At 71.8% G+C, this 19,941-nt stretch carries 17 protein-coding genes and 1 pseudogene; 11 read left to right on the top strand and 7 right to left on the bottom strand.

The window, feature by feature from the left end:
- Nucleotides 1-45: 45 nt before the first annotated feature.
- Nucleotides 46-330 (top strand): annotated as a pseudogene (locus ACF0H8_RS03735) (pyridoxamine 5'-phosphate oxidase family protein); the annotation flags it as partial.
- A 346-nt stretch (nucleotides 331-676) separates the two neighbouring features.
- On the opposite strand, the gene ACF0H8_RS03740 reads toward ACF0H8_RS03735, so the two are convergent.
- Nucleotides 677-1,252 carry a DUF421 domain-containing protein gene (locus ACF0H8_RS03740; RefSeq protein WP_395287649.1) on the bottom strand — a complete coding sequence of 192 codons (576 nt, stop codon included), beginning with the start codon at nucleotides 1,250-1,252 and terminating at the stop codon, nucleotides 677-679.
- A gap of 737 nt (nucleotides 1,253-1,989) precedes the next feature.
- Between ACF0H8_RS03740 and ACF0H8_RS03745 the strand changes: the two genes are divergently transcribed.
- On the top strand, nucleotides 1,990-2,589 hold the full coding sequence (locus tag ACF0H8_RS03745; protein ID WP_395287650.1) for a DUF305 domain-containing protein: 600 nt from the start codon (nucleotides 1,990-1,992) through the stop codon (nucleotides 2,587-2,589).
- A gap of 404 nt (nucleotides 2,590-2,993) precedes the next feature.
- Nucleotides 2,994-3,509, top strand: a complete 516-nt coding sequence (locus tag ACF0H8_RS03750) for a DUF421 domain-containing protein (protein WP_395287651.1) — start codon at nucleotides 2,994-2,996, stop codon at nucleotides 3,507-3,509.
- A 395-nt stretch (nucleotides 3,510-3,904) separates the two neighbouring features.
- Here the strand turns inward: ACF0H8_RS03750 and ACF0H8_RS03755 are convergent, their stop codons facing one another.
- The gene (locus ACF0H8_RS03755) at nucleotides 3,905-4,696 is read right to left on the bottom strand and encodes a formate/nitrite transporter family protein (RefSeq protein WP_395287652.1); all 792 of its coding nucleotides are present in this window, start codon (nucleotides 4,694-4,696) and stop codon (nucleotides 3,905-3,907) included.
- 422 nt (nucleotides 4,697-5,118) lie between these two features.
- On the opposite strand from ACF0H8_RS03755, the gene ACF0H8_RS03760 reads away from it, so the two are divergent.
- The 8 genes from ACF0H8_RS03760 to ACF0H8_RS03795 all read left to right on the top strand — a co-directional run bounded on the left by ACF0H8_RS03760 (nucleotide 5,119) and on the right by ACF0H8_RS03795 (nucleotide 14,485).
- Nucleotides 5,119-5,418, top strand: a complete 300-nt coding sequence (locus ACF0H8_RS03760; RefSeq protein ID WP_395287653.1) for a DUF4193 domain-containing protein — start codon at nucleotides 5,119-5,121, stop codon at nucleotides 5,416-5,418.
- 232 nt (nucleotides 5,419-5,650) lie between these two features.
- Entirely contained in the window at nucleotides 5,651-7,864 is a 2,214-nt protein-coding gene (locus ACF0H8_RS03765; RefSeq protein WP_395287654.1) for a glycoside hydrolase domain-containing protein, read from the top strand.
- A 37-nt stretch (nucleotides 7,865-7,901) separates the two neighbouring features.
- Nucleotides 7,902-9,203: a glycosyltransferase gene (locus ACF0H8_RS03770; protein ID WP_395287655.1), complete on the top strand. Its 1,302-nt coding sequence runs from the start codon at nucleotides 7,902-7,904 to the stop codon at nucleotides 9,201-9,203.
- Nucleotides 9,204-9,205: 2 nt separating this feature from the next.
- Nucleotides 9,206-10,102 (top strand): TIGR03619 family F420-dependent LLM class oxidoreductase, encoded by an 897-nt coding sequence (locus tag ACF0H8_RS03775; RefSeq protein ID WP_395287656.1) that lies wholly within the window; start codon nucleotides 9,206-9,208, stop codon nucleotides 10,100-10,102.
- A 235-nt stretch (nucleotides 10,103-10,337) separates the two neighbouring features.
- Nucleotides 10,338-12,212, top strand: a complete 1,875-nt coding sequence (dnaK, locus tag ACF0H8_RS03780; RefSeq protein WP_395287657.1) for a molecular chaperone DnaK — start codon at nucleotides 10,338-10,340, stop codon at nucleotides 12,210-12,212.
- On the top strand, nucleotides 12,209-12,913 hold the full coding sequence (locus tag ACF0H8_RS03785; RefSeq protein WP_395287658.1) for a nucleotide exchange factor GrpE: 705 nt from the start codon (nucleotides 12,209-12,211) through the stop codon (nucleotides 12,911-12,913). The genes dnaK and ACF0H8_RS03785 overlap by 4 nt, the downstream gene beginning before the upstream one ends.
- A 76-nt stretch (nucleotides 12,914-12,989) precedes the next feature.
- Nucleotides 12,990-13,985 (top strand): DnaJ C-terminal domain-containing protein, encoded by a 996-nt coding sequence (locus tag ACF0H8_RS03790; protein WP_395287659.1) that lies wholly within the window; start codon nucleotides 12,990-12,992, stop codon nucleotides 13,983-13,985.
- Nucleotides 13,986-14,053: 68 nt separating this feature from the next.
- Nucleotides 14,054-14,485, top strand: a complete 432-nt coding sequence (locus ACF0H8_RS03795; RefSeq protein WP_395287660.1) for a heat shock protein transcriptional repressor HspR — start codon at nucleotides 14,054-14,056, stop codon at nucleotides 14,483-14,485.
- 112 nt (nucleotides 14,486-14,597) lie between these two features.
- Here ACF0H8_RS03795 and ACF0H8_RS03800 read toward each other — a convergent pair whose 3' ends face one another.
- From ACF0H8_RS03800 to ACF0H8_RS03820, 5 genes are all read right to left on the bottom strand, one after another.
- Nucleotides 14,598-15,074, bottom strand: a complete 477-nt coding sequence (locus ACF0H8_RS03800) for an HIT family protein (RefSeq protein WP_395287661.1) — start codon at nucleotides 15,072-15,074, stop codon at nucleotides 14,598-14,600.
- Between the two features lie 65 nt (nucleotides 15,075-15,139).
- On the bottom strand, nucleotides 15,140-17,278 hold the full coding sequence (locus ACF0H8_RS03805) for a prolyl oligopeptidase family protein (RefSeq protein ID WP_395287662.1): 2,139 nt from the start codon (nucleotides 17,276-17,278) through the stop codon (nucleotides 15,140-15,142).
- 60 nt (nucleotides 17,279-17,338) lie between these two features.
- Complete coding sequence (locus ACF0H8_RS03810) at nucleotides 17,339-18,562, bottom strand: cysteine desulfurase family protein (protein WP_395287663.1); 1,224 nt, start codon at nucleotides 18,560-18,562, stop codon at nucleotides 17,339-17,341.
- A 10-nt stretch (nucleotides 18,563-18,572) separates the two neighbouring features.
- Nucleotides 18,573-19,091, bottom strand: a complete 519-nt coding sequence (locus ACF0H8_RS03815; RefSeq protein ID WP_395287664.1) for a hypothetical protein — start codon at nucleotides 19,089-19,091, stop codon at nucleotides 18,573-18,575.
- Nucleotides 19,092-19,127: 36 nt separating this feature from the next.
- Nucleotides 19,128-19,922 carry a methyltransferase domain-containing protein gene (locus ACF0H8_RS03820; protein ID WP_395287665.1) on the bottom strand — a complete coding sequence of 265 codons (795 nt, stop codon included), beginning with the start codon at nucleotides 19,920-19,922 and terminating at the stop codon, nucleotides 19,128-19,130.
- Between the last annotated feature and the right edge of the window lie 19 nt (nucleotides 19,923-19,941).

Genomic DNA, 19,941 nt, shown 5'->3' on the forward strand with positions numbered 1-19,941 from the left:
GTCCCGCGGACCGGTTCCACTCCGTGTCCGTGCCCCCACCCGTGGCCGGTGAACTACGCCGTCGAGCGCGACGAGGTCGTGGTCCGGACGGGCTACGGGAGCAAGCTCGTCGCGGCGGCCCACGAGACGGTGATGACGCTGGGTGCCCACACGGTCGACGTCGCCACGCGGACGGGCTGGTCCGTGACCGTCCGCGGCCGGCGCCCACCCGCTTGGCGACGAGCTGGTGAACCCGAGCCGCGCGGAGCCCGCACCGCGGGCGCCGGGCGAGAAGGTCGTGCTGATCGCCATCCCGATCGACGAGGTCGCGGGCCGGCGCCTGGTGGGTAGTCACCAGGGCCCGCGGTCCCGCGGAGCCGCACCCGCGCGCTCGCCGGCACGGTCAGGCCCTTGTGCGCACCGGCCCCGGCGCACCGGCCCGGAGGCCGGCCGACCGGGCCGCCAGCGTGCGCCGGCGGGTCAGTGCGCCGCCGTGACCAGCTCTCGCTCTGCCGGCGCCAACGCCCGGGTGCAGGCGGCCTTTGGCGGAGCAGCCCGGACAGCAGCCCGGCGCCCACGAGCCGCTTGCTGAACTGTGCAGGGGAGCTTCACGTGACGGTGAAGATCCGCAAGATCCGCACCGGGTCGTTCTTTCCCTCTCTCCTCGCCCTCCGCCCTCGGTTCGTCACGAGGCGGCTCACGAGCTCAACAGGTCGGACGGCATGCGCCCGGCGCTGCGCACATCGGTGAGCATTGCAGGCCTGATGGGCACGCCCCGGCGCAGGACGCTGATCGTGCCGGTCGGCTCGAGGACCACGGCCGCGACCTCGTCGTCGGTGCGGATGCCGGCCTGGCGAAGACGCGACCGGAGCTCGGCCGCGGTGACGTGGGTCCGCCTGAGCTCGTCATGGAGGACCACGGGCCCAGCCATGAGCAGCACCGCCCGGTTGTTAACCAGGCGCTCCCACCGCGGCCGGGAGGTCAGCCGCCCGATAACACCCTCGAGGGCGAAGAGAGTGACCACGGCGATGACTCCACCGGCGAGGGTGGGGGTATGCCCCATGGTGGCGCGTCCGAGGATCGCGCCGAGCACGATCACCACGAGCAGGTCGAAGCCGGACAGGCTCGCCAGCACCCGCTGACCCAAGAACCGGGTCAGGACGATGAAGGTCACGTACAGCACCACGGTCGCCACAATCACCGCTAGAGCGGCGCCCTGAGTGATGCCGAGGTAATCCCACAGGCTAAGTCCGCCCACCAGTGTGCCTCCCATGCCGTCCCGTCAGGTAAGTCTCGCTGCCTAGCGGTGCGCAACAACTGCCGATGCATCCGCCCGGATGCGCGTACGTCAGGCCGTCACTAGCGTGCTGCGAACGTCAAGGACGGCGACGAGCCGGGCCCGCCGGCACCGCCTCTCCATCCGGGACCAGGAGGACCCATGCGGACCAGCGCGATGATGAAGACCTGCCCGGCCGAGATCAACTCGACCGCGATCTCCTCGAGAGCACCGTCGACGCCCTCGTCGCCTGCTCACAGGCCTGTACCGCCTGCGCCGACGCCTGCCCGAGCGAGGAGATGGTCGCCGAGCTGCGCAGGTGCATCCGCTCCAACCTCCACTGCGCCGATATCTGCGACACCACCGCCCGGGTCCTGTAACGACACACCGGCGACGACGCGAACATCACCCGAGCACAGCTCCTCTCCTGCGCCCATGCCTGCAGGTCCTGCGGGGGCCAGTGTGCCGAGCACGCGGACATGCACGAACTGCCGCGTCTGCGCCGAGGCCTGCCGGGCCTGCGAGCAGGCCTGCAACGAGCTCCTCGCCGCCATCAGCTGAACACCACCATGCCCCTCGCCGCCCGCCCCCGAGCAAAGGGGTCGGGCACAACCCATGCACCGCGTGCGGCTCTTGAGAAGCCGAGCCAGGAACGACCACCAATCGGCGACGACGCGTCCCTGCCGGGCAGCTACATGCGGTAGCCAAGCCAGGCATCAGAGAAGGAGCTGTTCGTGTCCAAGACGAGAAAGGACAAGGCGAACGAGCATCAGCACGGTGAGAACCGGTCCCACAACGCAAGGAGCATGTACCTGCGGTTCGGGGCAATGATCCTCACGGCGATGGTGGTGATGTACGCCGCCATGTTCGTCGGCTCCTACGAGTGGAGCCATGTGCGCTGGAGTGAGAGCCGCATGTTCATGGCGCTCACCATGGGCGGAACCATGGGCCTGATCATGCTCGCGTGGATGCTGAACATGTACCGCAGCACGAAGGCGAACGCCGCCATCGTGGCCGTGAGCGTCCTGCTCCTCGGGGGCGGAGTCTTCCTCGACCGCAGTCAGACCACCGTGCAGGACACCGCCTACATGAGCTCCATGATCCCCCACCACTCGCTCGCCATAACACGATCCGAACGTGCCGAGATCGCCGATGTCCGAGTGTGTGAGCTGGCCGTCGAGATCAGCGAGGCCCAGAGGCGCGAGATCTTCGAGATGGATTGGCTGATCGACGACATCCGCCGCAACGGGGCGGCCGACACGAAAGAGGAGGCACAGGCCCGACCAGTCCCTGAGTACGAAGAGCCCGCAGAACGGCAATGCCCCACCGGATGAAGCCCTGGCCTGACTCAAGAAACGAGACGTGACGGCTGACCCAGGCCAACGGGGCGATCAGCTGGGAAACTGCACGGGCCTGCGCGAATCGGCGCGCCGCCCAGTGCTACGCGGCCGACCATTCGTCGTCGGCCTCTTCACCGAGACCAGAACCTGGACCGAGAGCTATAGCTACTCCCCTACGGTGACCCGAACCCGACTCCTACACCAACCAAACCGCTCAACAACACCGTTCCAACGGTGAACGGGATCGAGGAGATGGCCACCAGCGAGTCGTGGCCTTGGCCTGATCTCTTCGCCGGGCAGGCGACTCCACGCCCGCTCTGCCGCGGACGCCCAGAACTTAGACAGCTCCAACGGCCCGGCGCCGACCGCGCTCAGCACTGAAATTTCGGAGGATCTCGATGTGGTTCGACGCCTGGTCCGACCTGCTCCGCGTCGCCCTCGTCGGCGTCGCCGCGTACGCCGTCCTTGTCCTCCTCCTGCGGTTGACCGGCAAGCGGTCCCTCGCCAAGCTCAACGCCTTCGATCTGGTCGTCACCGTGGCACTGGGCTCCACGCTCGCCACGATCCTGCTCAGCGCCGACGTGTCCTGGACCGAAGGCGCGACGGCCCTGGCGCTCCTCGTGGCTCTGCAGCTCATCGTCACCTGGACCTCATCGCGCTGGCCCCGCTCACGAAAGGCCATCACGGCGGAACCGACGATCGTCCTCCGCGATGGCGAGCCGCTGCACGACGCGATCCACAAGCAGCGTCTGACAATGGATGAGATCCGTCAGGCCATCCGGTCCACCGGGTCAGGCGACCTTTCGGACATCGCGGCCGTCGTCCTGGAGACCGACGGAACTCTCAGCGTCATCCCCGCCACGAAGCTCGGCACCGGCTCCGCACTGCACGGGACAAGAGAGGAGCGGTCGTGAGCCCTCTTCTTCGGTTGCGCGGGGCAGAGGCCCAAGCGGCGCAGAGGGGTCAAAATTCACCCGGCGTTGACAGAGGCTGCGTGGTGGCGCAGCGATCCGGAAGCGCTGGCTGGCCTACCGCCACCGCGTTCGTTCACTCGGTCCGGTGACGGCAGTGCTGACGGTCCGGAACGAGGCCAGCTGGCTCTGCTCGGGGTTCTTCTCGGGGGAGCCGGGCTGGTCGTCGCCCTCCGGTAGGTTCGCTCAGCAATCTCGGTCGCTCCGTGCGTCAAGGAACGTAGCCGGCCCCTCGGCAGGGCCGGCACTGGGACTGCGCCTGGACGGTACCGAGCCCTCAAAGCCGAAGCATCCGGGCGCCGGCGGCCCGCGTGGGGGGCCGGCGGGCGCCCACAGGGTCAGTCGTGCTGAGAACGTGAGCCCTTGGCTTGCACGGTATGAGTCAGTGTCATGAGCAGGATGCCTCCGGTGAGATTGCCCGCGGCCGCGATCGCAACGTTGGCGGCCACGTCCCCGTACGCCACCGGCCCCCCCAGCCACACGCCGAAGAGGAGCTGCAGACCCGAGACGACGACGTGGTCGAACGGGCCCAGGGCGAGAAAGAAACCGACGAGGTAGGCCAGGACGATCCGGCTGCCGGCCGACCCGACCGCGTGCAGCAGGTAAGAAAGCAGGGTCAACAGGGTGCCCGCCGCGACGCCTCGGGTGAATGTCGCCAGGCCACCCTTCGCGGCGGTTTCCTGGGCCACGGTGACGAGCGTGTCATGGGCCCCGGCGGGCAGGGTGCCCGGCACGGTGAAGACGACCGCCATCACTGCTCCGCCGACGAAATTGAGCACCAGGACAAGGACCCACAGTCGCGCCAACCGACCCCATGCCGATGCCTGGCGGCGGTCGATCGCGCTGGCGACGGGGTCGAAGAAGTTCTCGGTGAACAGCTCCGACCGGCCGATCACCAGGAAGACAAGGCCGATGCCGAACGCCAGCGCTCCGGCCAGCTTGCCGGGCCCCGTGCCAAGAGCAGGCTCAATCAGTTCTCTGGCCATGGCCAGAGCGACGATGCCGAACACGATGGTGACCCCGGCGATGAAGCCGGTCGAGACCTGTTCCAGCGGAGACATGAACAGCCGGCGCGCGCCTTCGTCCTTGGCGCGCGCGTAGATCTCGTCCGGGGCGGGTGCGGAGGCCATGAGGGACTTGTACCCCAGGCGACGCGGCCACACATCCGGGGTCATCCAGGTAGGAGTGGGGTGGCCCCGGTACTGACATCCGTCGCTCCCGCGCCCATCTGGTGAGCCGCTCGATGCCCTGCGAGGCTGTCCTGTCCTGTCCTGTCCTGTCCTGTCCTGTGCTGTCCTGTCCTCAGCCCGTGGATCTTTCCCGCCGGTGTTCCCCCGGCGGCCCCACCGGAAATGTACGGGGGCGCCTGACCGTTGAATATACGATCGGCCCGGTTCGTGGCCCAGGGGCCGCTCGCAGCGGCCAGCCGTCGAGTGGCGGCTGTCGAGCCGGTCCCTGCGGCAAGGAGCGCCGCAGTTGGTGCCGCGCCGCCGCGGCACTTTCCCACTACCGCTCATCTCAACGCTGAGACCACACCACATCCGGAGGAACCGTGGCCATCGACTACGACGCCCCCCGCAAGCACGAAGAAGACCTCAACGAGGACTCCCTCGAGGAACTGACCACCACACCACCTGACACCGTGGCCTCGAGCACAATCGACGCCGAGGACGAGGCCAACGAGGGCTTCGAGCTGCCCGGTGCCGATCTCTCCGGTGAAGAACTCACCGTCAAGGTCATCCCCCGGCAGGACGACGAGTTCACCTGCTCGGCCTGTTTCCTCGTTCACCACCGCAGCCAGATCGCCTACCTGAACAACGGCCAACCGGTGTGCACCGAGTGCGCTGCCTGACCTCCCGCCCGGCCGTGGGACGCCAGGAGTGCCGGTTCGTTACCCCGGCCGTGGGACCCCGGTTGCCGGCTGGCTCCTGCACCCGCCGTCAGACCCGGGAGCGCCGTTTCCCGGCCAGCCGCTCGCCCGGCCGTCTTCCACCGGACACCTGTTCGGCTTACCGTCCCGGCGCCGTCGGCCCTACGGTCTGCACATACGCGCCTACGCGGCGCGCCGAGCGCGAGGGGGAACGATGGCCGACCGGGTCGACCCGTTCATCGGCACCGAGCCGGCCGCCCTGCCGGCCCCCACCGGGCTCGCGGCGACCTGGTGGTGGCCCAAGCCGCAGGTCGGCAACACCCACCCCGGCGCGTGCTATCCCCTCGGCATGGTCTCCGCGTGCGCCTACTCCGGCGCGTACCCAACGGGGTATGGGCGCTTCGACCTGAGCACCGAGGGCATCCCGACGGCGATGCACGAGCGGCAGGTCGCCTCCGGCTTCACCCACTTCCAGCAGTCCGGCACCGGCGCGATCCGCAAGTACTACAACTACTTCCGCGTCACCCCGATGCTCGAGCCGCTCGACGCGCTCGGGACCCTGTGGGAGCTGGACGCCGAGCGGGCCGAGCCGGGCTGGTACGCCGCCACGCTGGACTCGGGCATCCGCTGCGAGGTCACGGTCGGCCCCAAGAGCGCCGTCCACCGCTACACCTTCCCGCGGCACCGCGACGCCCGCCTCGTCGTCGACTTCTCCCTCGGCGGGCTCGCCATCCCTTTCGGCAGCACGGTCCCGCTTCGGGCCCACCTGCAGACCCTCGCCCCGGGGGTGGCGCAGGGCGAGGTGGTGGTCGAGGGCGCGCCGCTCGCCGTCCACGTCGAGTGCGACACCGAGCAGTGGCGCCAGCTGCTCTGGTACGACCGGCGGCTCATGCCGGGTGGCACGCGGCTCGACTTCGACTACATCCGCCCCACCACGCTGCGTCCGTTCGGGCTCATGTGGGCCGGCCCGACCGAGGCGGGCCAGGTGGTGGAGCTGCGCTTCGGCTTCTCGCTGCGCGGGGTGGAGCAGGCGCGCGCGAACCTCTACCGCGACTGCGGGGAGGGGCCGTCGAGCTTCGGGTCCCGCCGCGCCGCCACGGCCGGGGCCTGGCGCGAGGAGCTCGGGAAGGTCGAGGTCGACACCCCCTCGGCGGACCGCGAGACGGTCTTCTCCACCGCGCTGTACCACTCGCTGATCAAGCCGTGCCTGGCGCGCGGCGAGAGCCCCTTCTGGCCCGCCAGCGGCCCGTTCGCCTTCGACATCAGCACGATGTGGGACATCTACCGCACACAGCTGCCGCTGCTGACCACCCTCGTGCCGGAGCGGGCCGTCGAGCTCGCGCAGGCGCTGCTGTACATCTGCGAGGAGGAGGGGAACCTGCCGATCGGCTACCGCATGGCGCGCGGCGCCGACCGGTTCGAGCGCCAGGGCAGCGCCCTGGCCCACACGTTCCTCGCGGACCTGTGCCAGCTCGGGCTGCCGGGCATCGACTGGGACTGGGCGCTGGTGCACATGCACAACGACCTGCGTCGCACGTACGGCGAGGACTTCCTGCTGCGCGGCCTGGCGCACCCGATCAGCCACACCCTCGACCTGGCGTTCGGGTACTGGTGCACCGCGAAGGTCGCCCAGCACGTGGGCGACCGGGCGCTGGTGCAGGCGTTCGAGCCGCTGGCCGCGCGCTGGGCGAACGCGTTCGACCCGGCGACCGGCCTGCTGCGGGACTCGACCTTCTACGAGGGCGGCCCGTGGAACTACTCCTTCCGGCTCGTGCACGACATGGCTGCCCGGATCGCCCTGGCCGGCGGCGACGACGCCTTCGTGGAGCTGCTCGACAGGTTCTTCGGCTTCGGTGCGCCGCCGGTGGCGCAGCTCGGGGTGCGGCCGTCGGCCGAGGAAGTGGCGCGCGGCTACGCCCTGAACCGGTTCGAGGGGCTGAACAACGAGCCCGACATGGACGCGCCGTGGGCGTACCAGTACGCCGGCCGGCCGGACCGCACCGCCGAGGTCGTCCATGCCGCCGTGCACCACCAGTTCGGCACCGGGCGCGGCGGGCTGCCGGGCAACGACGACTCCGGGGCCCTGAGCTCCTGGTACGTCTGGGCGTCCCTGGGCCTGTTCCCCGTCGCCGGGCAGAACCTCTTCCTCCTCAACGCGCCGGCGTTCCGCGAGGCCCGCATCGCCGTGGCAGACTCCACGCTGGCGATCGAGACCGCCGGCTTCACCGAGCCCGGTCCCGGCGAGCCGGTCCAGCACGTCCAGTCCGTCCGACTCAACGGCGAGCCCCTCGAGCGGAGCTGGCTGAGCGGTGACGAACTGCACCGGGGCGGCCGGCTCGTCGTCGAGCTGGGGCCTGTTCCCGGCGGGTGGGGGACCGCGCAGCGGCCGCCGTCCGCCTCCGTCCGACCCCACGCCCGCACCCGCTGACCGCGCGCCACGCGCCGAACGACCCGAAGGGGACGCCATGACACCGCCACCCAACAACCGCCTGGTGATCGTCGTGCGGGCCGACCCGGTCATCTGCGGGCACTCCGGCGAGGCGCGCAACCTCGCCGAGGCGGCGCTGGACCGCGGCTTCGACGAGGTCCGCATCGTCACGTGGCCCATCGACCGGCTCCAGGCCAGCGGGCTGCCCCTCAAGCCGCTGGACAGCGTGCTGCCCTACCGCGGGGGCATCGTCGTGGAGCGCCCGGCGCCGGTGGGGGACTACAAGGTCCCGGACGGCCGCTACGTCGCCGGCCTGACCGGCCGGCTGGTGGAGCTGTTCACCGACGGCGTGCCGACCGTGTGCCTGTCGCTGTACCTGAGCCCGCACACCACCGCCGTCGCCGAGGCGGTGCGCGTGGCCACCAGCACCGGGCTGCCGGTGAAGGTGACGACGATCGCCGAGGCGGTCGGCTCCGACGTCACCAACGTGGTGCGCGCCTGCGTGGAGGAGGACCGGTTCGGCGCCGCGGCGCACGTGCTGTCCGCCTACCTCGGCAGCGACGTGTGCGTGGCGGTGTCGGAGTACACCCGTGACCTCATCGTCGCCGAGGCGGAGGCGATCGACGCGAAGCACGGCACGACCTTCGCCGAGCGCTGCCGCGAGCGGATCGGCGTCTCCTACCCGGCCATCGACACGAGCGCCTACCTCGACCTCGACGAGGCGGAGCTGGCCCGCGCGCTCGCCCGCCGCGGCCTCGAGCGGGACGGCTACGCGCTGTTCCTCTCGCGGCTCAGCGCCGCCAAGGGCGTCGACGACCTCATCGAGGGGTACGCGGCGAGCGGCGCCCGCGGGCGCGTGCGCCTGGTCATCGCCGGGGACGGGCCAGAGGCGGGCCGGCTGCGCGCGCAGGCGGCCGCCTCGCCCGTCGCTGACCGGATCACCTTCCTCGACGACGTCCCCGACGCCGAGAAGCCGTACCTCATGGCGGGCAGCGCCGCGTACGTGCTGCCCAGCAAGCCGCTGCCCGAGTTCGTCGAAACCTTCGGGATCGCCCTGGTGGAGAAGATGCTCGCCGGCGGCGGGCCGGTGATCACCACCGCGACCGGCGGCATCCCGGAGGCCGTCGGTGACTGCGCCCTGCTGGTGCCGGCCGAGGACCCGGCCGCCATCGCCGCAGCCCTGGACCGGGCCGTCGCCATGCCGCCCGAGGAGCGGCGTCGCTGGGAGGTGCGGGCCCGCGAGCACGCCCGGCAGTTCGACCGTGGGGTGGTCTTCGACCGGCTGTTCGAGCGGCTCGAGCCGGCGCCGGAGCCGGTGACGGCGGCCGAGCTGTCCTGAGCGTGGACGTCGGGTTCGCCCTGCCGGTCTCCGGCGCCTGGGCCACCCCCGCCAACGTCGCGGCGGTGGCGCGCCGCGCCGAGGCCCTCGGGTACGCCTCGCTGTGGACATTCCAGCGCCTGCTGTTCCCCGAGCCCGGCTCGCTGCCCCCCGTCTACGCGAGCGTGCTCGACCCCGTGGTCGCGCTGGGCTACGCCGCGGCGGTCACCGACCGGATCCGCCTGGGCACCGCGATCGTGAACATGCCGTACCTGGCGCCGGCGGTCCTGGCCAAGCAGATGGCGACGCTGGACGTGCTCTCGGGCGGCCGCCTCGACGTCGGGCTGGGCCTGGGCTGGTCGCGGGAGGAGTTCGCCGCCGTGGGGGTCTCGTACGAGCGGCGCGGGGCGCGGGCCGAGGAGTACCTCGCCTGCCTGCGCGCCCTGTGGGGGCCGGACCCGGTGGCCTTCGACGGCGAGTTCTATCGGGTGCCGCCCTCCCGAGCGCAGCCCAAGCCCGTGCAGAGACCCGGGCCGCCGGTCCTCCTCGGCGGGGACGCGCCGCGGGCGCTGCGCCGGGTGGGCCGGCTTGCCGACGGCTGGATCAGCAGCAGCCGGGCGGACCTGACAGCGCTCGCGGAACGGATCGGGACGGTGCGGGCCGCCGCCCGGGCCGCCGGCCGCGATCCCGACATCCTGCGCTTCGTGTGCCGCGGGGTGGTCCGGGGCGGAGACCGTACCGGGCCGCTGACCGGCTCGCTGGAGGAGGTGGCCGCCGACCTGGCGGGGCTCGCCGCGCAGGGGGTCACCGAGGTGTTCGTCGACCTCAACTTCGACCCTCTGGTGGGCCGCCCCGACGCCGACCCCGAGGCGGCGATGCGCCGCGCGTCGGCGGTCCTGGAGGCGCTCGCGCCCGCGTAGCGACTCACGCGGCACGGCGCGCGCGTCAGGCGCCGACGTGCTGGTCAGCCCCTTCTCTGCACGCGATGAGCGCCCGAGCGGAACAGGTGCCCGACGCTTCCGGTTGAGCCAGGCAGACTCAAGTTTCGTCTCCCGGGTTGAACATAGCCCGGGCGTAGCGCAGACTTGAGTGCATACGACTCAAGATGGAGCGGGCGGGAAGTCGGCTCCCGGCAGAGACGAAGGAGCACACAGCATGGCACGAGCAGTCGGGATCGACCTGGGCACCACCAACTCCGTGGTGGCCGTCCTGGAGGGCGGCGAGCCCACGGTCATCGCCAACGCCGAGGGTGCTCGCACCACCCCGTCGGTGGTGGCCTTCAGCAAGTCCGGCGAGGTCCTGGTCGGCGAGGTCGCCAAGCGGCAGGCCGTCACCAACGTGGACCGCACCATCACCTCCGTCAAGCGCCACATGGGCACTGACTGGAAGAAGCAGATCGACGACAAGACCTACACGCCGCAGGAGATCTCCGCGCGCGTGCTCGGCAAGCTGAAGAAGGACGCCGAGGCGTACCTGGGGGAGCCCGTCACCGACGCCGTCGTGACCGTCCCCGCCTACTTCAACGACGCCCAGCGCCAGGCGACCAAGGACGCCGGCCAGATCGCGGGCCTGAACGTCCTGCGCATCATCAACGAGCCGACCGCCGCCGCCCTCGCCTACGGCCTGGAGAAGGGCAGGGAGGACGAGCTCATCCTCGTCTTCGACCTCGGTGGCGGCACGTTCGACGTCTCCCTGCTCGAGGTGGGCAAGGACGACGACGGCTTCTCCACCATCCAGGTGCGCGCCACCAACGGCGACAACAAGCTGGGCGGTGACGACTGGGACCAGCGCATCGTCGACTGGCTGGTCAAGCAGGTGAAGAACAAGGACGGCGTCGACCTGTCCAAGGACCGCATCGCGCTGCAGCGGCTGCGTGAGGCCGCCGAGCAGGCCAAGAAGGAGCTGTCCTCGGCGACGACCACCAACATCTCGCTGCAGTACCTGTCGATGAGCGAGGCGGGCCCCATCCACCTGGACGAGAAGCTCACCCGGGCGGCGTTCGAGGACATGACCTCGGACCTGCTGGAGCGGACGAAGGCCCCGTTCCACAACGTCATCAAGGACGCCGGCATCCAGCTCAGCGAGATCGACCACGTCGTGCTCGTGGGTGGCTCCACCCGCATGCCCGCCGTGAGCGAGGTCGTGCGCGAGCTCACCGGCGGCAAGGAGCCCAACAAGGGCGTCAACCCGGACGAGGTCGTGGCGGTCGGCGCGGCGCTGCAGGCCGGCGTCATCAAGGGCGACCGCAAGGACGTCCTGCTGATCGACGTGACCCCGCTGTCCCTGGGCATCGAGACCAAGGGCGGCGTGATGACCAAGCTCATCGAGCGCAACACCGCCATCCCGACCAAGCGGTCCGAGGTGTTCTCCACCGCCGAGGACAACCAGCCGAGCGTGCTGATCCAGGTGTTCCAGGGCGAGCGTGAGTTCGCCCGGGACAACAAGCCGCTGGGCACCTTCGAGCTGACCGGCATCGCCCCGGCCCCGCGAGGCATGCCGCAGATCGAGGTCACCTTCGACATCGACGCGAACGGCATCGTGCACGTCTCCGCCAAGGACCGTGGCACGGGCAAGGAGCAGTCGATGACGATCACCGGCGGCTCGGCCCTGCCCAAGGACGAGATCGACCGCATGATCAAGGAGGCCGAGGCCCACGCCGCCGAGGACGCCAAGCGTCGCGAGGAGGCGGAGACCCGCAACACCGCCGAGCAGCAGGTGTACTCCACGGAGAAGCTGCTCACGGACAACGCGGACAAGCTGCCCGAGGCGGTGTCCTCCGAGGTGCGCGAGGCCGTCGACGCCCTGAAGAAGGCGCTCGAGGGCCAGGACATCGAGGCGGTCAAGTCCGCCCAGGCCGACCTCACCACCAAGAGCCAGAAGATCGGCGAGGCGCTCTACGCCCAGCAGTCGGCGGAGAGCACCAACCCCGGCCCGCAGGGTGCACCCGGCTTCGACGGCGCCACCCGTGGCTCGGCCGCCGACGACGACGTCGTCGACGCCGAGATCGTGGATGACGAGGAGTCCAAGTGACGGCCGGGGACAACCAGCGCGACGAGGAGGCGGGCGTCGAGAAGCCGGTGGTGACCGACAAGCGCCGGATCGATCCCGAGACCGGCAGGGCTCGCCACCGCGAGGAGGCCGCTCCGCAGGGCACGGCGGAAGCCGGTTCGGCGCAGGGCGAGCCGGCATCCGCCCCGGCCGACGCCACCGCCGCCGACGGTGCGCCCGCCGGCTCGGCGACGGCCGAGGCGCCGTCCGCGGCGCCGGCGGAGGGGGACGAGCTGGCCAAGGCCCAGGCCGAGGCGCTCGACCTCGCCGACCAGCTGGCCCGGCGCAACGCCGACGTCTACAACCTGCAGCAGGAGTACAACGCCTACGTCCGCCGGTCGAAGAACGACGCGGCGGGGCAGCGGCAGGCCGGGGCGTACGACGTCATCGAGGCGCTGCTGAGCGTGCTGGACGAGATCGAGCTCGCGCGCCAGCACGGCGACCTCACCGGCCCCTTCGCGTCGATCGCGGAGAAGCTCGAGGGGGCGCTTGCGCAGCGCTTCTCGGTGGAGCGCTACGGCACGCCGGGCGAGGAGTTCGACCCGGCGGTGCACGAGGCGCTCATGCACACCACGGACCCCGAGGCGACGGGCACGACGGTCAGCCAGGTGCTGCAGCCTGGCTACCGGGCCGGTGACCGGGTGCTGCGGGCCGCGCGTGTGGCGGTCACGAGCCCGGAATGACGGGCCGGGTGGACAACGGATGGTGCCGCGGCGGGTTTCCCGCCGCGGCACCGCACGATCGAGGAGGTGAGGCGTGATGACCGGCCAGGACTGGCTCGAGAAGGACTTCTACGCCACTCTCGGCGTCGCGAAGGACGCCGACGCCGACGCGATCAAGAAGGCGTACCGCAAGCTCGCCCGCAAGTACCACCCGGACCAGAACCCCGGTGACACCGCCGCGGAGGAGCGGTTCAAGTCCGTCGGGGAGGCCTACGCGGTCCTCTCCGACCCCGAGCAGCGCAAGCAGTACGACGCCCTGCGGGCCATGGCCGGCGGCGGCGCCCGGTTCTCCGCCGGGTCCGGGGCGGGCGGCACCGGGGGCTTCGAGGACCTCTTCGGAGGGATGTTCGGCCAGGGCGCGCCCGGCGGCACGCGGGTGCGCTACTCCACGCAGGGCCCGACGTCGACCGGGGCCGGCGGCTTCGAGGACATCCTCTCCGGCATGTTCGGCGGCGGCACGTTCGGCTCGCGGCGCCGGCCCCAGCGGGGCGCGGACATCGCGGCGACCACGCGGCTGCCGTTCCGCCAGGCCGTGACCGGGTCCACGGTGCAGCTGACGGTGGACGGGCGGACGGTGACCACCCGCATCCCGCCCGGGGTGCAGGACGGTCAGAAGATCCGCATCCGGGGCAAGGGGATGCCCGGCGCGAACGGGGGCGAGCCCGGCGACCTCATCGTCACCGTGCACGTCGAGCCTCACCCGGTGTTCTCGCTGGACGGAAAGAACCTGCGCATCACGGTGCCGATCACGTTCGACGAGGCGGCGCTGGGCGCCACCATCGACGTGCCGACGCTGGACGGGCGCACGGTGAAGGTGAAGATCCCGGCCGGTACGCCTTCGGGCCGCACCCTGCGGGTGCGGCGCAAGGGCCTGGACCTGCCGATGGCGCCCGACGGCGACCTGCTGGTCACCGTCAACGTGGTGGTCCCGAACCGGCTGTCCTCGGCGGCCAAGGCCGCGGTTAAGGCGTTCGCCGACGCCAACGCCGGCGCGAACCCCCGCGAGGGCCTCACGGAGCTCGCCGCGCAGTAGCACGTGGGGGGCGGCCGCCACGGCGGCCGCCCACCAGCAGCAGGGACGACGCAAGCGAAGGAGGGGACATGGGACAGGTGACCGGGCGGGAGGACGCGCCGATCCTCACCATCTCGGTGGCCGCCGAGCTCGCCGGCATGCACCCGCAGACGCTGCGCCAGTACGACCGGCTCGGCCTCGTGGAGCCGCAGCGCACCCGTGGGCGCGGGCGGCGCTACTCGCTGCGGGACGTGGCGCTGCTCCGGGAGGTGCAGCGCCTCAGCCAGGAGGAGGGCATCAATCTCGCGGGCATCAAGCGCATCCTCGACCTCCAGCGCGAGCTGACGCGTGTGAGGTCCGACCTGGAGTACCTGCGGGCGACGCTCGACCCAGGTCACCGCATCTTCGCCGCCGGCCCGACCGGCGACGTCGTGGCGGTGCCGCGCGGCACCCGCGTGCGGCGCGTACGGACCACGACGGGGGGCGGCGCGCTGGTGCTGTGGCGCCCGCAGGAGCGCTGAGCGCCTCCGACCGTGCTGGCCCGTGCCGGGGGCGTCGTCCAGCGCCGTGCCGCCAGCTAGGACGTCCCGGCCGAGATAGACCTCCCTCGAGTTCTATCTCGGCCGGGACGTTCTATGTCGACGGCGAACGGCGGCGGCGCGCCGCGCCCCGGGCGCGTCCCTCAGCGGCCAGCACCTCCCGCAGCCGGGTCGCGACGTCGTCCAGGGCCGCGCGTGGCGGCCGCTCGGGGCGGTCGTCGATGACGCGCAGCCCGTCGCCGCTGAACCGGGGGATGACGTGCATGTGCAGGTGGAAGACGTGCTGACCCGCCGCGGCGCCGTCCGACAGATGGAGGTTGACGCCCTCGGACCAGGCCGGGTCACGGCGGAGCGCGACGGCGACCCGGTGCGTCAGCCGCCACAGCGCCTCGCCGGTCGCCGCCGACAGGTCGTCGAGGCCGACGGCGTGCGCGCGGGGGACGACCAGCACATGGCCGGGGTTGATCGGAGCGGTGGTGAGGAAGGCGACAACGTCGTCCTCGGTATGGACGACGCTCCCCGGCTCGGTGCCGGCGACGATCCCGCAGAAGACACAGCCCGGCGCACTCACCGTGGCCGCCGTACCCGGCTGGGTCCCGTCTCCGCCGTCGGGCGCCGGGGCCGCGTCCGGCCCGCTCACCCGAGCCGCTGCCACAGGAACTCGAACGACAGCGCCTGCATGAAGGCCGCCTGCTCGTTCGTCGCGGCGCCCCCGTGCCCGCCCTCGATGTTCTCGTAGTACGTGACGTCCTTGCCGGCGTCGCCCATCAGCGCCGCCATCTTCCGCGCGTGCCCGGGATGGACCCGGTCGTCACGCGTGGAGGTGGTGAGCAGGACCGGCGGATAGTCCCGCTCGGGGTCGAACAGGTGGTACGGCGAGAACGTCCGGATGAACTCCCACTGGGCCGGGTCGTCCGGGTCGCCGTACTCGGCCATCCACGACGCGCCGGCCAGCAGGTGCGAGTACCGCCTCATGTCCAGCAGCGGCACCTGGCAGACGATGGCCCCGAAGAGCTCCGGGTACCGGGTGAGCATGTTGCCCACGAGCAGCCCGCCGTTCGAGCCGCCCTGCGCGGCGAGGTGCGCCGGGTCGGTGACCCCGCGGGCCACGAGGTCGCGCGCCACCGCGGCGAAGTCCTCGAAGGCCTTGTGCCGGTTCTCCTTCAGCGCCGCCTGGTGCCATGCGGGCCCGTACTCCCCGCCGCCGCGGATGTTGGCGACGACGTACACGCCGCCGCGCTCGAGCCAGGACCGCCCGATGGTGCCCGAGTAGGCCGGCAGCCGCGGGATCTCGAAGCCGCCGTAGCCCGAGAGCAGCGTCGGGGCGGGGAGCACCTCGCAGTCGTCCGTCGCCGGCTGCGGCGAGACCTGAAAGTACGGCACGCGCGTGCCGTCGGCGGAGGCGACGAAGTGCTGCTCCACGTGCAGGCCCGTCGCGTCGAAGAACGCCGGCAGGGACTTGAGCCGCTCGATCGTCACGGTCGCGCCGTCACCGTCCAGGTCGAGCCTGGAGAGCGTGGTGGGGGAGAGGAACCCCGAGGTGGTCAGCCACAGGGCGTCCTCCTCGTCGGGATCGATGGCGCCGACGGCGATGGTCGCGAAGGCGGGGACGTCGTCGCCGTGCCCGGCCAGGTCGAGCGGACGACGGCGCCAGCCACCGTCCGCGGCGCCAGCCGGCGGCGTGAGCACCTCGAGCCGGTTGCTCACGTCGTCGAGGATGTTCAGCACCAGGTGGTGGCGTGTCCAGCTGGCGCCGGCGAGCGACGTGGTCTGGGTCGGCTCGTGCAGGACGGCGAAGTCCCGGCCGCCCGCGAGGAAGTCGTCGAAGCCCGTGGCAAGGAGCGCCCCGGCCGGGTAGGTGCGGCCGGCGACGTCCCAGTCCTCGCGGAGCTCGACGGTCAGCCACTCCCGGTGCACGCCGGGCTCGCTGGAGGCGGGCACGTCCAGGCGGGTGAGGGTGTCGCCGTCGCCGAGCAGGTACGTCTCGGAGTCGTAGAAGGCCCGGGCCCGCACGACGAAGTCCCGCTCGAAGCCCGGCGTCGCGTCGTGGGTGGCGGCGATGGACATGTCGGTGGCCTCGCCCGCGAAGACCTCCGGCGCCTCCGCCAGCGGCGTCCCCCGGCGCCACCTGCGGACCGTGCGGGGATATCCCGACGTCGTCATGGACCCGTCGCCGAAGTCGGTGTAGACGAAGACCTCGTCGCCCGAGGCGTCCGCCCAGCCCATGCCGCCCTTGGACTCCTCGCGCGCGAGGCCGCCCTCCACGAACGTCTTGGTGGTCAGGTCGAACTCGCGGGTGACGTCGGCGTCGGCGCCGCCGCGGGAGAGCTCGACGAGCGCCTTGTCGAAGGACGGGCGCAGCACCCGCGCGCCGTGCCAGACCCAGCTGACGCCCTCGGCGGCGCCGAGCGCGTCGACGTCGATGAGCACCTCCCACTCCGGCGCGTCCGTGCGGTAGGACTCCCAGGTGGTGCGCCGCCAGACGCCGCGGACGTGTTCGGCGTCGGTCCAGAAGTTGTACAGGTACTCCCCGCGCTGGGTGACGGCGGGAATCTTCGCCGTCGAGTCGAGCACCTCGAGCACGCCGGCGCGCAGCTTCTCGAACCGCGCGGTGCCCAGCGCCGCCTGCGCCTCCGCGTTGCGCTCCCGGACCCAGGCCAGCGGCTCGGCACCCTCCACGTCCTCCAGCCAGCCGTACCGGTCGGGCTCCGCGGTGGCCTCCCGTGCCTCGGCGCGGACGGTGGTCGTGGGGTTACCGGGAGTGCCGCTCGTCATGGCGCTATCCCATCACGGCGCAAGCCCGGGGGGCGGGGTAAGGCGGCGGGCCGGTGCCGCTCAGCGGGCGCCGTCGAGCGTGCGGACGCCGGCCGCCAACGCCGCGGCGGCGCGCTCGACGTCCTCCGGCCCCGTCCACCGGCCGACCGACAGGCGCACGGCGCCGAGCGCGTCCCCGGGCGCCAGGCCCATCGCGGTCAGGACCGGGGAGGGCTCGTGGGTGCCGGAGTGGCACGCCGACCCGGTGGAGGCGGCGACCGACGGCGCGGCGGCGAGCACCTCGTGCCCGGCGACGCCGTCGATCCGCACGTTCAGCGTGTTCGGCAGGCGCTCGGAGGGGTGCCCGTGCAGGTGGACGCGCCGCGGCAGCAGCTCGGCCAGCCGCCGGTGCAGCAGGTCCCGCACGGCTGCGAGCCGCTCCGCCTCGCCGTCCTCCAGGGCCGCGGCGGCGATCTCGGCGGCCGCCCCGAGCGCGACGGCGAACGCGACGTTCTCCGTTCCTGCACGCAGCCCCCGTTCCTGTCCGCCGCCGCCCACGAGCGGGACCAGCGGCACGCCGTCCCGCACGTACAGCGCGGCGATGCCCTTGGGGGCGTACATCTTGTGCCCGACGACGGTGAGCAGGTCGGCGCCGAGCTCGCCGACGTCCACGGGCAGCTTGCCGGCGCTCTGCGCGGCGTCGCAGTGCAGCAGCACGCCGCGTGCGTGCGTCACCCGCGCGATCTCCCGGATCGGCTGCACCGTCCCGGTCTCGTTGTTGGCATGCATGACCGTGACCAGCACGGTCTCCCCGGTGATGGCGGCCTCGACGTCGGCGGGGTCAACCCGTCCGTGGCGGTCCACCGGCAGGTACGTGGTCTCGACGCCGTGCGCCTCCAGCGCTCGGCACGCCGCCAGGACGGCGGGGTGCTCGGTCACCTGGGTGACGACGTGCGGCCGGTCGACCCCGCGGGCGACGGCGGCCAGCGCGGCGCCGCGGATGGCGAGGGCGTCCGCCTCCGAGCCGCTCCCCGTGAAGACCACCTCCTCGGGTCGGGCACCCAGCAACCCCGCGACCTGGCGGCGGGCCTTCGCAAGGGCGGCGCGCGGGAGGTCGCCGAAGGCGTGGTCGCTGGAGGGGTTGCCGAACCCCTCCCGCAGGACGGGCAGCAGCGCGTCCAGGACCCGGGGGTCGACCGGGGTGGTGGCGTTGTGGTCGAGGTAGACGGGCCTGCCTGGCAGGCCCGTCCGTGCTGAGATGCTCGTCGTCTGCTCGATCGGCACGGTGCCGTCCTTCCTGCCCACGGGTCGAGTCTCAGCGTCGCTCGCCCTCGACCCCATGGTCGCCGCGCAGCACCCCGAGCGCCAGGACCGCTCCCACGAGGAACACCGCGGTGGCAAGGTAGATCAGCCCCAGGTGGCCGATGGTGGCAAGGCCGTAGGGATAGTGCGCCGGAAGCGCGATGCCCAGCCCCACGACAGGCGCGGCCACGGCGGCGAGGTATGCCCACCGCTGCCCGCGCCGGACGCCGAACCACGCGAGCGCGGCGGTTGCCAGCCCGGTGGCGGCGATGAAGCCGGAGACGGCGATGTGCAGGTGCGACACGTACTCGTACAGGTCCTGGCTGAACGCCCGGATCTCGTCGCGTCCGACGTCGACCTCGGTGTGGCTGATACCGAGTTCGAGGAATGCGTCGGTGAAGTTGCGGACGAGGAAGATCCCCGCGTACCCGATGAACGCGAGGCCGCCGACGGCCATGAGGACGCTGCCGAGACGAGTTGCCGCCGTGGTTGACACGTGCAGCGGCTCCGGCCGGTGCGCAAGTGTTGACATCTGGATCGCCTCCTGTCGATGGATGGTGGACGAGGCTCAACGGAACTTGATGGCAAGAAGGGAGATGCTGCGGACGCCGTACCGGGCGCTTGCGCTTCTGGCGCGGTCTGACAGGAACTCGTAGGGATTCGTGCGAGTGGCGGTGACCACGAGCCCGGCGCGCTCGATCGCCTCCCGGTAGTCGTCCCACTGCTCGGCGCCGCCGATGCACGCGGCCCAGAGAGTGACGTCGCAGACGATCGCCTGCTTCAGCGGGCGCTCGCTGACGATGTCGGCCAACGCCAGCCTGCCGCCGGGACGCAGCACCCGAGCCGCCTCCTGGAACACGCGAGACTTGTCCGGGCAGAGGTTGATCACGCCGTTCGAGATGAGGCAGTCGACCGTCTCGTTCTCGAGGGGCAGGTCCTCGATCCGGCCTTCCCGGAACGCGACGTTGCCGATCCCGGCCGCCGCAGCGAGGCGGCGCGCGTTGTCCAGCTGCTCGGGGGTCATGTCGATGCCCAGGACCTTCCCGTCCGGCCCCACCCGCCGGGCGGCACAGAACGCGTCCATGCCGGAGCCGCAGCCGAGGTCGACCACGACCTCCCCGGGTGCCAGAGCCGCGAGGTCGAAGAAGTAGCCGACGCCCGCAAAGGAGGCGACGGCGCCGGCGGGCATTTCTGCCAGCTCGTCGGCGGCGTAGCCGAGCAGCTCGGCCGGCGCCCGCCCCGTGGGGAAGTGGAAGGGGCCCTGAGGGTCTCGGGCCACGCTGCGGTACAGGTCCTTGACCATGGTCTCGAGGAGACCGGTGTCGACAGTCCCGTGCGCGGGCCCGGCCGATGTGGTGCTCATACCCTGAAGACGACACGGG

It is taken from the genome of Georgenia sp. AZ-5 (assembly GCF_043952095.1).
Lineage (GTDB): Bacteria > Actinomycetota > Actinomycetes > Actinomycetales > Actinomycetaceae > Georgenia.